The organism is Streptomyces sp. NPDC029151, assembly GCF_055564315.1.
Window position 1 is genome coordinate 317763 of the sequence record NZ_JBVHWQ010000003.1, and the last position, 14175, is coordinate 331937.

General features: G+C 72.6%; 12 protein-coding genes. 4 read left to right on the forward strand and 8 right to left on the reverse strand.

Annotated features, from left to right (window positions below):
• From ACZ4VF_RS14390 to ACZ4VF_RS14400, 3 genes are all read right to left on the reverse strand, one after another.
• Positions 1-699: a phosphatase PAP2 family protein gene (locus ACZ4VF_RS14390; RefSeq protein WP_467926047.1), complete on the reverse strand. Its 699-nt coding sequence runs from the start codon at positions 697-699 to the stop codon at positions 1-3.
• 338 nt (positions 700-1037) lie between these two features.
• A complete protein-coding gene (locus ACZ4VF_RS14395) occupies positions 1038-2405 on the reverse strand; it encodes a glycoside hydrolase family 43 protein (protein WP_467926573.1) in 1368 nt (455 codons plus the stop codon).
• 116 nt (positions 2406-2521) lie between these two features.
• Positions 2522-4168, reverse strand: a complete 1647-nt coding sequence (locus tag ACZ4VF_RS14400; protein WP_467926048.1) for a glycoside hydrolase family 27 protein — start codon at positions 4166-4168, stop codon at positions 2522-2524.
• 369 nt (positions 4169-4537) lie between these two features.
• Between ACZ4VF_RS14400 and ACZ4VF_RS14405 the strand changes: the two genes are divergently transcribed.
• The gene (locus ACZ4VF_RS14405) at positions 4538-6202 is read left to right on the forward strand and encodes a glycoside hydrolase family 43 protein (protein WP_467926049.1); all 1665 of its coding nucleotides are present in this window, start codon (positions 4538-4540) and stop codon (positions 6200-6202) included.
• 78 nt (positions 6203-6280) lie between these two features.
• Here ACZ4VF_RS14405 and ACZ4VF_RS14410 read toward each other — a convergent pair whose 3' ends face one another.
• The gene (locus ACZ4VF_RS14410; protein ID WP_467926051.1) at positions 6281-7294 is read right to left on the reverse strand and encodes a LacI family DNA-binding transcriptional regulator; all 1014 of its coding nucleotides are present in this window, start codon (positions 7292-7294) and stop codon (positions 6281-6283) included.
• Between the two features lie 429 nt (positions 7295-7723).
• Between ACZ4VF_RS14410 and ACZ4VF_RS14415 the strand changes: the two genes are divergently transcribed.
• Together ACZ4VF_RS14415 and ACZ4VF_RS14420 are read left to right on the forward strand one after the other, a co-directional pair.
• The gene (locus tag ACZ4VF_RS14415) at positions 7724-8689 is read left to right on the forward strand and encodes a glycoside hydrolase family 6 protein (RefSeq protein ID WP_467926052.1); all 966 of its coding nucleotides are present in this window, start codon (positions 7724-7726) and stop codon (positions 8687-8689) included.
• 41 nt (positions 8690-8730) lie between these two features.
• A complete protein-coding gene (locus ACZ4VF_RS14420; RefSeq protein ID WP_467926053.1) occupies positions 8731-10011 on the forward strand; it encodes a glycoside hydrolase family 6 protein in 1281 nt (426 codons plus the stop codon).
• A 67-nt stretch (positions 10012-10078) separates the two neighbouring features.
• Here the strand turns inward: ACZ4VF_RS14420 and ACZ4VF_RS14425 are convergent, their stop codons facing one another.
• The 3 genes from ACZ4VF_RS14425 to ACZ4VF_RS14435 form a co-directional block, all read right to left on the reverse strand.
• Entirely contained in the window at positions 10079-10945 is an 867-nt protein-coding gene (locus ACZ4VF_RS14425; protein WP_467926054.1) for an alpha/beta fold hydrolase, read from the reverse strand.
• Positions 10946-11151: 206 nt separating this feature from the next.
• On the reverse strand, positions 11152-12063 hold the full coding sequence (locus ACZ4VF_RS14430; protein ID WP_467926056.1) for an NADP-dependent oxidoreductase: 912 nt from the start codon (positions 12061-12063) through the stop codon (positions 11152-11154).
• A gap of 77 nt (positions 12064-12140) precedes the next feature.
• Positions 12141-12458: a putative quinol monooxygenase gene (locus tag ACZ4VF_RS14435; protein WP_467926574.1), complete on the reverse strand. Its 318-nt coding sequence runs from the start codon at positions 12456-12458 to the stop codon at positions 12141-12143.
• 104 nt (positions 12459-12562) lie between these two features.
• Here ACZ4VF_RS14435 and ACZ4VF_RS14440 point away from each other — a divergent pair, with 104 nt between their 5' ends.
• The gene (locus tag ACZ4VF_RS14440) at positions 12563-13159 is read left to right on the forward strand and encodes a TetR/AcrR family transcriptional regulator (RefSeq protein ID WP_467926057.1); all 597 of its coding nucleotides are present in this window, start codon (positions 12563-12565) and stop codon (positions 13157-13159) included.
• 111 nt (positions 13160-13270) lie between these two features.
• On the opposite strand, the gene ACZ4VF_RS14445 is transcribed toward ACZ4VF_RS14440, so the two are convergent.
• Positions 13271-14125 (reverse strand): condensation domain-containing protein, encoded by an 855-nt coding sequence (locus ACZ4VF_RS14445; RefSeq protein ID WP_467926058.1) that lies wholly within the window; start codon positions 14123-14125, stop codon positions 13271-13273.
• Positions 14126-14175: the final 50 nt, after the last annotated feature.

Genomic DNA, 14175 nt, shown 5'->3' on the forward strand with positions numbered 1-14175 from the left:
TCAACGGCGGCCGGAGGAAGCGGTGTTTACCCTCCGACCGCCGGGCCGGCCGGTCACCCGGTCGGCCGTCCGGTCGACCAGCCACGCGGTCGCCGGTGTCACCACCAGCGCGGTGCACCAGCCGCCGAGGGCGTCGGTCGGGTAGTGCGCGCCCAGGGCGACCTGCGCCCAGCCCATGGCGGCGCCGGCCGCCAGCGCCGCGGTGAGCACGAGTGAGGTGCCGGCCGCCCTGCCGAGGCCGAGCCGGCCGGCCTCGGGCAGCGCCACGGCGAGGGCGAGCGCGGTGAGGAAGGCGGTGTGGCCGCTCGGATACGAGAGGTTGCCCTCGCCGTGGATGGTGCGTCCCACCAGGTGCTTGAGCAGCGTCGCCGTCCCCACGGCCGTGGCGGCGCCGGCGACGGCGAGCACCGCCGCGCGAGGCCGCCGGAGCAGCAGGCAGCCCGTCACGACGGCCGCGACCAGCATCAGCGCTCCGCCGGGTTCCCCCAGGAAGTCCATGGCCAGGGCGACGCGCCGCCACGGCGGCCGCACGCTGTCCGCCGTCGGCGGGACGATCCACCGGTCCGCTCTGCCGGGCCCGCCGCGGCCGGCGTACACCACCCCGAGCACGACGACCACCAGCGCGGCGAGGACCGCGACCAGCCCGAGCCACGCGCGCACCGGCCGGGGCAGCGCCGCGGACGCCGGCCGGCCGCTCACGCGCCCACCATGGCGGGTCGGCCCGTGGGCGGGCCGCTGAGCGCGCCCGTCTCCCGCCGTACACCGTCTCGGACCATCCGGCAGATGCGATGCACCGCGCCCTCCCGTCGGGGCCGACGTCCGGCCCGCCCCGCGCAGGAACCGTCGGCCGTCGCGGCCCCGCACTCGCCCCGGCCCGTCCGTCACCCCGCCAAGGGCACGGGAGTCGGCCATCGACCGCCACCCTAACCAACAATCACCGCGCGGTGGTCGGGCTGGCCTTTCCGTACCGGAGCCGCGCGGTGACACCGGAACCCGCTCGTGTGCTTCGGGTGAAGGACCCCTGTTCTCGCACCGGGTCACCGCGGTGCGGCCACGGTGGCGCGGGGGGTGAACCGCCACCAGTCCATGTTGAGCAGGTAGCCGCTGCCGCCGGTGAACCGCAGGAAGAGGTCCTGGGTTCCGGTGGCACCGCTGACCGGGCAGGTCACGGACGTCCAGGCCTGCCAGCCCCCGGTGTTCGGCACACCGCACCGGCCCACGAGCGTCCCGCTCGGTGAGCCCAGGCGCAGTTCGACCGTGCCGCCCGCACCGCCGGAGGACACGCGGGCGGTGAAGGAGGTCGCGCCCGCTCCGAAGACCACGCCTTTGACCTTGACGAAGTCGCCGTTGTCGATCCAGCCGACGTTCATTCCGCCTTCACCGGCCGGTTCGGTCTCGATCCCGGACCCCCAGGCGATCGTCTCCGCCTCCTGGCGTACGTACGGGTCGAGCGTGCCGACCTGGGGAGCGCCGGTGTTCGTCATGCCGATCGCCGGGATCGTGCCGTCGGCCTGGTAGGAGAACCTCTCCACCGCGACCGAGCGGGTGAAGCCACCGCCTCCCGGCAGTGCGCCGTTGTGGTAGAAGAAGTACGAACCGCCCTTGAAGTCGACGATCCCCGGATGGTTGGTGAAGCTGCCGCCCTGGGTGGGCATGACCGTCCCGCGGTAGGTCCAGGGGCCGGTCGGGCCGGGCGCCGTGGAGTAGGCGATGAACTCCGAGCAGCACCTGGCCGCGAACACCAGGTAGTACAGGCCGTTGCGCCGGTAGACCCAGGGGCCTTCCTCGTAGAGCGTGGGACGGTCGGGGTCGCCGGTGCGGGTGCCGAACCCCGCGGTGGTGAGCGGGATCCGGGTGGGGCCGCCCGCGTAGGAGGTCATGTCGGCGTTCAGCCTGACGTACCACAGGTTCGGGTTGCCCCAGTACAGGTAGGCCTGGCCGTCGTCGTCGATGAAGACGGTCGGGTCGATCTCGCCGTTCTCGACCAGCGGATGGCCCAGGGCGTCCCGGAACGGGCCGGTGGGGCTGTCCGAGACCGCCACGCCTATGGCCATCCGGCCGGTGGCCCGGTTCTTCACGGGCACGTACCAGTAGAACCGGCCGTTGCGCTGCACGGCCTGCCCCGCCCACGCGTCGGACGACGCCCAGGCGAAGGTGGTCAGAGCGAGCGGTGAGCCGTGGTCGGTCCAGTTGACCATGTCGGCGGAGGACCACACCCGCCAGTCCTTCATGGTGAAGTAGGTGGAACCGTCCTCGTCGTGGCCGGTGTAGAGGTAGACCCGCCCGTCGTACACCAGCGGTGCCGGGTCCGCGGTGTAGACGTGCTGCACGATCGGGTTGTCGGCCCTGGCCGCCGTGGGCCGCACCGCGGCGGGGAGGACGGCGAACGCCAGCAGCAGGCTCACGGTCCAGGTGGCCGCCCGGACGAACCTCCTGTGGCGGGCGGGTGACGGGCGGGCCCCGGTCCTCGGGGCTTCCTGGTGGCGCCGGCCCGGGGGTGCGCCGCCGTCCGGTGTGTCCCTCATGCGCGGCTCCACTTCTGGCCGGCCCGGCCGTTGCAGGCCGACAGGACCAGCCGCGTCCCGTCGGCGGTGCCGGCCCCCTCGGTGTCGAGGCACAGTCCGGCGTGGACGTTGCGGATCGACCCGTCGGAGCCGATGGTCCACTTCTGGTTGTCCTGGCCGTTGCAGGGCCAGGTGACGACCCGGGTGCCGTTGGCGGTGCCCTGGTCGTAGGCGTCGAGGCACTTGTCGCCGTAGACGCGGATCTCGCCGCCCGCCCACGTGGTCCACAGCTGGTTGGCGGCCGTGTGGCAGTCCCAGAGCAGTACGGTGGCCCCGGCGGCGGTGGAGGCGTTGTCCACGTCCGCGCAGCGGCCGGACGCGCCGCCCCTCAGACGCGAGGTGGTGGCGGTCAGCGGGGTGCCACCGGTCACCCGGAACACGGCCGTGCCGTGCGCGGGGACCTCGGCGGAGATCTGTCCGGACGTGCGCGACGTGCCGCCGGTCCACAGGTCCGTGAGGGTGAACGAGCTGCCGGACAGCCCCACTTGGGCGGCCGTCGTGGTGACCGTCGTGGCGCCGCCGCCCCGGTTGAACAGGCCCACCGCGACCGAGCCGTCCGACAGGGGCTTGGCGAACACCTCGGTGGCGCCGTCGTCGCGCACCCTGCGTCCGCCCGCGCCCAGTGCGTCCTGGTCGACCGCCAGCAGCCGGGGGTTGCGCAGGATCGCGCTCACGTCGGCGGACATGGTGCGGATGTCGTTGCCGGCCATGAGCGGGGCGCCCAGCAGGGCCCACAGGGCGAAGTGCGAGCGGGACTCGGTCAGGGTCAGGCCGGGACGGCCGACGACCAGCATGTCGGGGTCGTTCCAGTGTCCCGGGCCGGACTGCGCCGCCAGCGGAGCGGTGACGTCCAGGACGTTGCCGACGCCCATCGGATAGCTGTTGGTGTTGCCGTTCTGCCAGATGTCCAGCAGGTCCTCGGTGGTCCGCCACAGGTCGGCGACCTCGCCCCAGTTGAAGCTGGCACCGGTGATGGCGTGCAGGCTGTTGGGGTTGATGCTGTAGACGATCGGCCGCCCGGTGGCGCGCAGGGCGTCGCGCATGAGGGTGAACCGTGCGACCTGCTCGTCACGGGTTCCGCTGGAGGAACACCAGTCGTACTTCAGGTAGTCGACGCCCCACGAGGCGAAGGTGGCGGCGTCCTGGGTCTCGTGGCCCCTGCTGCCGGTGGATCCCGGGTAACCGCCGGTGGCCTGCGCACAGGTGCGCTCGCCCGGCACCTGGTAGATGCCGAACTTCAGGCCCTTGCCGTGGATGTAGTCACCGAGCGCCTTCATGCCGCTCGGGAACTTGGCCGGATCGGCCCGCAGGTTGCCCGCCGCGTCCCGCTGCGGGTCGAACCAGCAGTCGTCGACGACCACGTAGCGGTAGCCGGCGTCCCGCATGCCCGAGGACACCATCGCGTCGGCGGCCTCACGGACCCGGGTCTCGGTGACCCCGCACCCGAAGCTGTTCCAGCTGTTCCAGCCCAGGGGCGGGGTGAGCGCCGGGCTGCCCGGGGCGGCCGAGGCGGTGGACTGGGCGGAGGCCGTCACGGAGGCGGCGACCGTCAGCGCGGCGGCCGCGAGGAGGCGGAGCAGTCGCCCGCCTGATCGTCTGAGCACCAAGGGGCTCCTTCACAGTCATGTCCTGCCCATGACATTCAGAGAGGATGGGCGGCGGTTGGGCGGCGGTTCGAAATTTCGGTAGCCATTCGGAAACACGGAGTGCCACGGATAGTAGACACGTCGCCGAACATGTCAACAGCACTCTCGGCGGGAGGGCGCCGTCACCCGTCGCCGTCCGCCACCGCCGCGAGCGGCGCCGGATCGCGTTCGAATGTTTCGATGCGTCATCCGAAGCATGCGAGGGGGGTTGACGGGTGCCGACGGCTCCCTATCATCCAGAAGGCTCGGTATTTCGATACACGTTCGATATAGCGAACCGCTGGCGCCACTCCCGCACACCCCACGACTCGAGGGGAACGCCGCTCGATGGACATGTCATGGACGCATCAATTCCAGCCTCTTCAGTCGCTTTCCCGTCGCCGCACGCTGGCCGCCCTCACCGGCCTGGCCGCCGGCGCCCTCCTCCCCCCGGCCGGGGTGGCCCGGGCCGCCGCCTCCGTCCCCACCCGGGCGCCGGCCCCCGGCGCGGCCGCGTCGTACACGAACCCGGTGATCTGGCAGGACTTCGCGGACATCGACGTCATCCGCGTCGGAAACACCTACTACGCCTCGGCCTCGACCATGCACTACTCACCGGGCGCCCCCGTCCTGCGCTCGTACGACCTGGTGAACTGGGAGATCGCCGGCCACTCGGTGCCCGTGCTCGACTTCGGCGCCAAGTACGACCTCAACGGGGCCCGCGGCTACGTCAGGGGAGTCTGGGCGTCGTCGCTGGCCTACCGGCCGAGCAACAGGACGTTCTACTGGCTCGGCCAGATCGACTTCGCCCGGACCCACGTCTACACCGCCACCGCCGTCGAGGGGCCGTGGAACAGGCTGACGACGATCGGCACGCCCTACTACGACGCCGGGCTGCTCGTCGACAGCGACGACACCCTGTACGTGGCGTACGGGAACACCACCATCAGCGTGGCCCAGCTCTCCCCCGACGGCACCGGCCAGGTCCGCACCCAGCAGGTCTTCACGGCGCCCGCGAGCGTCGGCACCCTCGAAGGCTCCCGCTTCTACAAGATCAACGGCCGGTACTACATCTTCCTGACCCGCCCCGCGAACGGCCAGTACATCCTGCAGTCGTCCGGCGGCCCCTTCGGCCCGTACACGATGCGGCAGGTCCTCCTCGACCTGCGCGGACCGATCCCCGGTGGCGGCGTCCCGCACCAGGGCGGACTGGTGCAGACGGCGAGCGGCGCCTGGTACTACATGGCCTTCGTCGACGCGTACCCCGGCGGCCGGATGCCTGTCCTCGCCCCGGTCACCTGGACCCCGGACGGCTGGCCCGTCGTGACGCTGGTGAACGGCGCCTGGGGCACCTCCTATCCCACCCCGGCCGTGCCTGCCCCACCCCGCCAGGTCACCCCCATGACCGGCGTCGACACCTTCGACCGTACGGTCCTGAGCCCGCGGTGGGAGTGGAACCACAACCCGGACGGCACCAAGTGGTCGGCCGGCAACGGCCTGACGCTGCGGACCGCGACCGTCACCAACGACCTCTACTGGGCCCGCAACACCCTCACGCACCGCATCCAGGGCCCCACCTCCACCGCCACGGTCCAGCTCGACCACTCCGCGATGCGGGACGGCGACCGGGCCGGGCTCGCCCTGCTGCGTGACTCCTCGGCGTGGATCGGCCTCAAACGCGACGGCGGCGCGACGCGGGTCGTGATGGTCACCGGACTGACCATGGACGGCAACTGGAACACCACCGGCACCGGCACCGAGGCCGCGAGCGCGCCCGTCTCCGGCGGCCGGATCTGGCTGCGCGCGACCGCGGACATCCGCCCCGGCGCGCCACGGCCCGGCACCTTCTCCTTCAGCACCGACGGCGTCACCTTCACCCGCCTGGGGCCCGCCTTCACCATGGGCAACGACTGGCGGTTCTTCATGGGATACCGCTTCGCCCTCTTCAATCACGCCACCCAGGCACTCGGCGGCGCGGTCCGCGTCACACGGTTCGAACTGTCCGTGCCCTGAACCGACCCGGCCCCCCGCGCCGACCGCCCGCGTCCGGCCCCGACGGCACACCGGAGCGCGGGGTCCGGGGCACCGCCGTCAGGCGCTGGAGCGGGGGACGAGACGGGTGGGGAGGATCAGCGGGGTGGGGTCCTGTCCGTCGATCAGCGCGACGAGCATCCGCGCCATCTCCCGTCCGAGAGCCGTGACGGGCTGGTGGACGGTGGTGAGCGGCGGGTCGGCGATCCGGGCGACGGTCAGGTCGTCGAAGCCCACCAGGGCGACATCGGCGGGGACCGTCCGGCCGGCCTCCCGCAACGTGCGCAGCGCTCCCGCCCCCATGTTGTCGTTGGCGGCGAACACCCCGTCCACGTCGGGGTGGTGCGCCAGCAGTGCGGCCATGGCGGCGGCCCCGCTCGGCTCGGTGAAGTCCCCCTCCCGCGGTGGGACCGGGTCGAGCCCGGCCGCGAGCATGGCGTCCCGGTAGCCGCGGTAACGGGCGCGCCCGGCCTCGGTGTCCAGCCGCCCGCAGATCGTGGCCACGCGGGTCCGGCCGAGCGAGATCAGGTACTCGGTCGCCTCACGCGCCCCGCCGGCGTTGTCGACGTCCACGTACCACCGGGGCACGAGACCGACCGGGCGTCCGCCGAACACGACGGGTACCGCCGCCGCCTCGGCCATCCGCGCCAGCGGATCGTCCTCACGCAGCGCCATCAGCATCACACCGTCGGCCCCCCTGGACAGCAGGAGTCGCTCCACCCGCTCGCGGCCCCTGTCGGTGGCGGCCAGACACAGCATCAGGTGCAGGCCGGCCTCCTCCAGGGCGGCCGAGGCACCGACGATCACCTGGGCGAAGAACGGGTCCGCGAAGATCGAGGGATCCTCTCCCGAGACGACGAGGGCGGCAGCGCCGGTCTGGCGCGTGGCCAGTGCGCGGGCGGTCGGGTCGGGGACGTATCCGAGTTGCCGGGCGGCCCGTTCGACCGCCTCCCGCTTGGCGCGGCTGACGTGCGGGGCGTTGTTGAGGGCACGTGAGGCCACGGAACGGGACACGCCTGCCAGACCGGCCACCTCGTCGAGCCTCGGATGCCGACGCGCGGCGTCTTCTGTCATGGGCCATGAGCCTTTCCCCCTCGGCCGGACGGGAAGCGTCTCATCCCCTCCCGCGCCCCCGCCACCCGTCCGGCGCGGGACGGCAGCCGGAACGCGGCCCCGGCGGCTCAGGAACTGGGAGCGCTTCCAGTTTCCTTCCCGGAAAAACGGGCCCCGTACGCGCTACGCGGCGAACGGGTCGTCGTACGCCGCCCCTTGACAGCTCTGACGGCCCGCCACACGATACCGACCACACCCGGAAGGCCCTCCGACGCCTGGAACCGCTTCCAAATGGGAGCGCTCCCAGAGCTCTGCCGGCCCTCGGGTGTGCCGTCCCGGCGCAGAGACCGCCGACGCAACGGGACGTCATACCACCGCACTTCCCCAGTGCGTCGCACGCTCGGGACGAGAGCGCGTGACGCGTCCCCGCCCGGAAAACGAGGTACCGTCATGCGCCGCCGAGTCCGCACGCTCCTCGCAGCGTTCTGCGCCCTGCCGCTCGCGCTCGCCTTCGCACCGTCCGCCCACGCCGCCGACCCGACCACCCTGACCAACGGCTTCTACGTGGATCCCGACTCCAGCGCGCAGCGGTGGGTCGCCGCCAACCCGGGCGACGGCCGGGCCCCCGCGATCGCCGCCTCGATCGCGGGCACCCCGGCGGCCCGCTGGTTCGGCTCCTGGAGCGGCACCATCGGCACCGCCACGGGGGCGTACGCGGGAGCCGCGGACTCCCGGGACAAACTGCCCGTCCTGGTCGCCTACAACATCTACAACCGCGACTACTGCGGCGGGCACTCCGCGGGCGGAGCCGCCTCGCCGTCCGCCTACGCGACCTGGATCGCCCAGTTCGCCGGCGGGATCGCGGGCCGCCCGGCCGTCGTCGTCCTCGAACCGGACTCCCTCGGGGACTACGGCTGCATGACCCCGGCCCAGATCGCCGAACGCCAGAGCATGCTCACCGGGGCCCTGTCCCAGTTCAACCGCCAGGCGCCCAACACCTGGGTGTACCTCGACGCCGGCAACCCGGGCTGGGCCGGCGCGGCGACCATGGCCCAGCGGCTGCACGAGGCAGGCCTCCGGCAGGCCCACGGGTTCTCGCTCAACATCTCCAACTACTTCTCCACGGCCGAGAACACCGCCTACGGCAACGCCGTCAACCGCGAACTCCAGGCCCGCTACGGCTACACCAAGCCGTTCGTCGTGGACACCAGCCGCAACGGCAACGGCTCCAACGGGCAGTGGTGCAACCCCTCCGGCCGTCGCATCGGTACGCCCACCCGGCTCGGCGGAGGCGCCGAGATGCTCCTGTGGATCAAGACCCCGGGCGAGTCCGACGGCAACTGCGGCGTGGGAGCCGGCTCCTCGGCGGGCCAGTTCCTGCCGGAGGTCGCCTACAAGATGATCTACGGCTACTGACGGGCAGCGCACCCTTCCCCACCGACTCCGAGGAGCAACCCTTGAGAACACGCAGCTTCCGAGGCCGCGCGGCCTGCGTCGTCGCGGCGCTCACCGCGTGCGCCGCCCTCACCACGGCACAGGCACAGGCACACTCCGCACCGGCACGGGGCGGGATCACCCCGGCCACGAAGTTCTACGCGGACCCGCACAGCAAGGCCGCGAAGCAGGCGCTCGTCGACTTCGGGAACGGTAACGTCGAGAACGCCACGAACATGGCCAGGCTCGCCAGCTGGCCGCAGGCCGAGTGGTTCACCGAGGGGACGCCCGCCGAGGTGCGCGTCAAGGTGGACCGACTCGTCCGCCGGGCCGGGGCCGTGAACCGGACGCCCGTCCTCGTCGCGTACAACGTCCCGGGCCGGGACTGCACGCAGTACTCCAGCGGCGGAGCGACGAACTCCGCCGCCTACCGACAGTGGATCGACGCCTTCGCGGCCGGCATCGGCGACCGCAGGGCGGTGGTCGTCGTCGAACCCGACGGCGTGGCCCTGCTCCCCAAGGACTGCGGACCCTCCACCGACCCGACCGGCGAACTCACGGCCGCCCGCGTCGCCGACCTCGCCTACGCGGTCAGGACCCTGAAGGCCAGACCGCGCACCGCGGTCTACCTGGACTCGGGCAACGTCCAGTGGCGCTCCGTCGGCGACATGGCGCGGCGGCTGCTGGACGCCGGGGCCGAGTACGGCGACGGCTTCGCCCTGAACGTGTCCAACACCCACCCGACCGAGCACAACGCCAGGTACGGCACCTGGATCGCCAAGTGCATGTGGTACGCCACCGAGGGACCCGAGCAGGCACGCGGCCACACCGAGAGGTGCGCCAGTCAGTACTACTCGTCCGCCGCCCCCAACGACGGCACCCCCGGCAACAGCGTCTCCTCCGCCGACCCCGCCACCTGGCGGTGGACCGACGCCTGGTTCGACCAGAACGTGGGCACCCCGCCCGCCGGCCGGCTGCGGCACTTCGTGATCGACACCAGCCGCAACGGCCTGGGCGCCTGGACCCCGAAGCCGGGCAAGTACAGCGGCGATCCGGAGGCCTGGTGCAACGCGCCGGGCCGCGGCCTCGGTCCGCGCCCCACCGCCGACACCGGCGTCCCCCTCGTCGACGCCTACCTGTGGATCAAGGTTCCCGGTGAGTCCGACGGCAGCTGCACACGGAACACCGGCGGCACGATCGACCCGGAGTACGGCATCGTCGACCCGCCGGCCGGCGCCTGGTGGCCCGACCAGGCCCACGCCCTGGCCCGCAACGCCGCACCACGCCTGACGTTCAACCGCTGAGCCCGGTGTCCGTGTGCACCTGCGATGCCCGGAGCGGCCGTTCAGCCGTCGGCCCGCGTGGGTCGGCTCAGCCGAAGAACGTCAGCAGCTCGCCGGTCAGTTCCTCGGGCCTCTCCTGGGAGATGTAGTGGCCGACGCCCTTGAGTTCCACGTAGCGCACGTCGGTGGCCTTGCCCTCCAGCAGGGCGGGGACGAAGGCGAAGTTCATGCCGCCCAGGGCCAGGACCGGCATGCTCAGCGGGGCGTAGGTGCGGGCGTCCTCGATGTCCTGGCCGAAGGTCTGGTACCAGGCGTTGGAGGCGCGGACCGCGCCGGGCTGCTCGTACGCGGCGGCGTAGAGGGTGCGGCTGGCCTCGTCGATCGCGTCCGGATCGAGGGCCTCCAGACCGATGAGGTAGTCGATCAGGAGGCGGTAGCGGCCTTGGAGGAGCTGTTCGGGGAGCTCTTCGACCTGGTTGAAGGCGAACCACCACAGGTGGGGCCGGCCGGGCTGGGGCAGCATGCGGAGTTCGTTGAAGACGTCGCCGGGGTGGCCGACCTCCCAGAGGGCCAGCTTGATGGTGGCCTCTGGGTGGTTGGCGGCGAAGGCGTAGGCGACCATGGCGCCGATGTCCTCGCCCGCGATGTGGGCCCGCTCATGGCCCAGGTGGCGGAGGAGCTCGTAGATGTCGCGGGCCATCGTCTTCTTGTCGTACCCGCCGGCGGGCTTCGCGGAGCCGCCCATGCCTCGGTAGTCGACGGCGACGACCCGGTACCGCTCGGCCAGCGCGGGCATGATCTTGTGGAACTGCCACCAGGTCTGGGGCCAGCCCGGCAGCAGGACCAGCGGTTCGCCGCTGCCTCCTGTCACGTAGTGCAGGCGGGTGCCGTTGACCTCGGCGTGATGGTGCTCGAATCCTTCGAGGGCGGGCTCGGTGTAGGGGGGCGTGGTCATGGGGTGCTGTCCTTGCATGGGCCCGGTCGGCCACCGGGGGGCGGAACGTGGGCGGGAACGTGGTCCGGGTTGACGGGTGGACCGACCCGGCCGGCGGGGGCAGGGTGTGCGCCGCCTGCGGGCGGAGGTGACCGGCCGGCGTGTCCGGAGCGGCCTGTCCCTCGCCCGCCCCGGGCGGCGGGCACATCCGCCGGGCCGGCGAACGGTCAGGGAAGAAGGATGATCTTGCCGCGGTTGCGGCGGTGGTCGATGTCGTCCTGGGCCCGGGCCGCCTCGCTCAGGGGGTAGGTGCGCCAGACCTCGACGGTGAGACGTCCACAGGCGGCGAGGCCGGCGAGTTCGGGCAGCGCCTCTGGGGCGCGGTCGGCGGGATCCGCGCCGGTGAAGCGCACCCCGTACCGAGCGGCGTCCATGTCGGCGATCGTGATGACGCGATCGGGTCCGCCGGCCAGCTCCACGGACTCGGGCAGGACACCGGCGCCGGAGGTGTCGAACACCGCGTCCACGCCCTGCGGGGTCGCCGCGCGCACCCGCTCCGCCCAGCCCGGCCCGTACGTGACCGCCGTCGCGCCGAGGCCGCTGACACGGTCGAGATCGCCGGCCCCCGCGGTGCCGACGACGGTGATGTCACGGGCGGCGGCGAGCTGCACGGCGATCGCGCCGACGCTGCCGGCGGCGCCATGGACGAGCAGGGTCTGCCCGGAGTCGAGGCCGAGGTGCTTCAGCGCGCGGAAGGCGGTCTCCCCCACGGTGGGCAGCGCGGCCGCGACCTCCCAGGACAGTGCGGCCGGCTTGGCCACGGGGGCGGGCATCAGCGCGTACTCGGCGTAGGAGCCCGCCGGTGTGACGCCGAAGACCGCGTCGCCCACGGCGAAGCCGCCGACGTCGGATCCGACGGCGTCGACGACGCCCGCGGCGTCCACGCCCGGCACGACGGGGAAGTCGACGGGGAAGAGGCCGGCCAGCTCACCCCGGCGGATCTTGTTGTCCAGGGGATTGATCCCCGCGGCCCTGACCTTGACCCGGACCTCGCCGGGCGCGGGCTCGGGCAGGGCGACCTCGGTGAGGGTGAGGACCTCGGGACCGCCGTAGCGGTCGAAGGTGACAGCGGTGGGCATGGGGGTCTCCTTGCGGACAACGGTGGTACGGAGAGAGGAACGAACGCGCCGGGACGTGCCGGCCCGGTGGGGCGGCCTCAGGCTGCGGCGGTGACCTGGAAGGCGATGTCGTAGGGCTGGCCGTCGCGCTGGAACTCGGGGATCACTCCGCGGCGGCTCATGGCACCGGCGTCGGCCTGGAAGGCCTCGAACGCCTCACGGCTCGCCCACTGCGCGTAGTTGATCACCCTGGTGCCGTCCTGACTGGTGTGGACGGTGGAGGAGACGAAACCCGGCCGGTGGCGCACCTCCTTCTCCACGAAGGTGCGGATCGTCTCCACCAGCTCCTCCCGGCGCTCGGCGGGGACGGTGAAGGACACCAGCACGGTGAAGGTGCCGGCGTCCGGATCGACCATGACGGCCACGAGGGTCTCCCTTGCTCTGTCGAGGCGGCCGGAGCCGCCGACAATCACACAACCTGTATGAATCGAGTTAAACATACACCTCGTATGATTGTCGTGTGACTGACGCCTCCCCTTCCCGGCCCGACCTCTCCAACCCCCGGGTCCGCCGCACCCGCGACCGAGTGCTCACCGTCGCCCGCGAGCTGCTCGCGGACGTCGGGCCCACGGCACTGACCTACTCACTGCTCGCCGAGCGCGGACAGGTCACCCGCCAGACCCTCTACCGGCACTGGCCCACCCGCGAAGCACTGCTGGTCGACGTGATGCTCGAATCCGGCGACGGCTCCCTGTACCCCGAGCCCGGCAGTGACCCACAGGCCGTCATCACCGCGTACCTGAAGAGCCTGCGGCACGGACTCGACGACCCCGCCACCACCGGCGCGCTGATGGCCCTGGCCGCCCAGGCCGACCGCGACCCCGAAGCCGCCCACGCCCTCGCGGGGATCAGCGAAGACCGCCACCAGGCCCTCAACCGGCTCCTCGAACCCTCCGGCACGCGGATAACCACCGCCGACTTCGCCCAACTCGTCGGCCCCGTCATGTTCCAGCGCTTCCTCGGCCGCCGGCCCGTCACCGACACCGACCTCGACCTCCTGGTCACCCGCTGGCTCGCCGGTGCGCGGCCGGCGGGCAGCACCCCCGAACGGACGTGACGGTCCGGGGCGGATGTCGTCCGCGCGGAGCGGCCCGTTCGACTGCGGACGGGCGGCTCCGGGATCGCACTGCGGCCGGGCGTCGTTCGACCGATCCGGTTCCCGTTCCCCTCAGCCGTCCTGCGGCGCCGACACGTCGATGTCGTGGAGCGGGACGTCCGGGGTGGCGGCGACCGTGCGCAGCAGCCGTGTCCAGCGGCTGCGGAGGGACTCGACGGTGGACCGGTCGAACAGGTCGGTCCGGTACTCGACGCCGTCGAGGCCGCGGCAGGTGCCGTCGGCGTCCCGCCGTTCGAACAGGCCGAAGGTCAGGTCGAAGCCGGCGGAGCCCCGGCCGGCCAGGTCCACCGTGGCGGACACGCCCGGCAGCTCCAGCCGTTCGGGGAGGGCCGGGGTGAGCACCAGCATCACCTGGAACGGGGACCGGCCGAACACGGCCCGCCCGCTCGCCGCCCGCCGTGGCCCCTGCGTCTCCACGACCAGGTCGAAGGGCACGTCCTGGTGGGCGAAGGCGGCCAGGTCGGCCTCCGTGACCCGCCCGAGCGGCTCACGGAAGGTCGGCTCTCCCGAGGTGTCGGTGCGCAGGACGAGCGTGTTCACGAAGAAGCCGACGAGGCCGTCCAGCTCCCCATCGGCACGGTCGGAGACCGCCGTGCCGATGGGGATGTCCGTACCGGCACCGAGACGGGTGAGCAGCGCGGCCGGCCCGGCGTGCGCCACCAGGAACAGACTGGCCCGCTCCTGCGCGGCCACCTCCAGCAGCCTCCGGTGCACGTCCGCGGGGACGGTGAAGGCGACCGTGTCGCCAGCGGGGTGCGCCGGGCGCCCGGACGGCGCCCGCTCCACGCGGTCGGCGGGCAGGGGGATGCGCTCCGGCAGACCGGCCAGGGTCTTGTCCCAGTGGGCGACCTCCCAGCGGGCGGCGGGCCGTTCAGGACGGCGAGGCCCCGGCGCACGGAACCACACCGGCGGCTCTGCCCGGGATCCCGGTGCCCCTGACACGCACGGGGCGTGCG

Excerpts from the sequence above, each read along its gene's own strand:
- ACZ4VF_RS14405 (WP_467926049.1), top strand. The coding sequence starts at position 4,538 with ATGGACATGTCATGGACGCATCAATTCCAGCCTCTTCAGTCGCTTTCC.
- ACZ4VF_RS14410 (WP_467926051.1), bottom strand. The coding sequence starts at position 7,294 with ATGACAGAAGACGCCGCGCGTCGGCATCCGAGGCTCGACGAGGTGGCC.
- ACZ4VF_RS14415 (WP_467926052.1), top strand. The coding sequence starts at position 7,724 with ATGCGCCGCCGAGTCCGCACGCTCCTCGCAGCGTTCTGCGCCCTGCCG.
- ACZ4VF_RS14425 (WP_467926054.1), bottom strand. The coding sequence starts at position 10,945 with ATGACCACGCCCCCCTACACCGAGCCCGCCCTCGAAGGATTCGAGCAC.
- ACZ4VF_RS14430 (WP_467926056.1), bottom strand. The coding sequence starts at position 12,063 with ATGCCCACCGCTGTCACCTTCGACCGCTACGGCGGTCCCGAGGTCCTC.
- ACZ4VF_RS14435 (WP_467926574.1), bottom strand. The coding sequence starts at position 12,458 with ATGGTCGATCCGGACGCCGGCACCTTCACCGTGCTGGTGTCCTTCACC.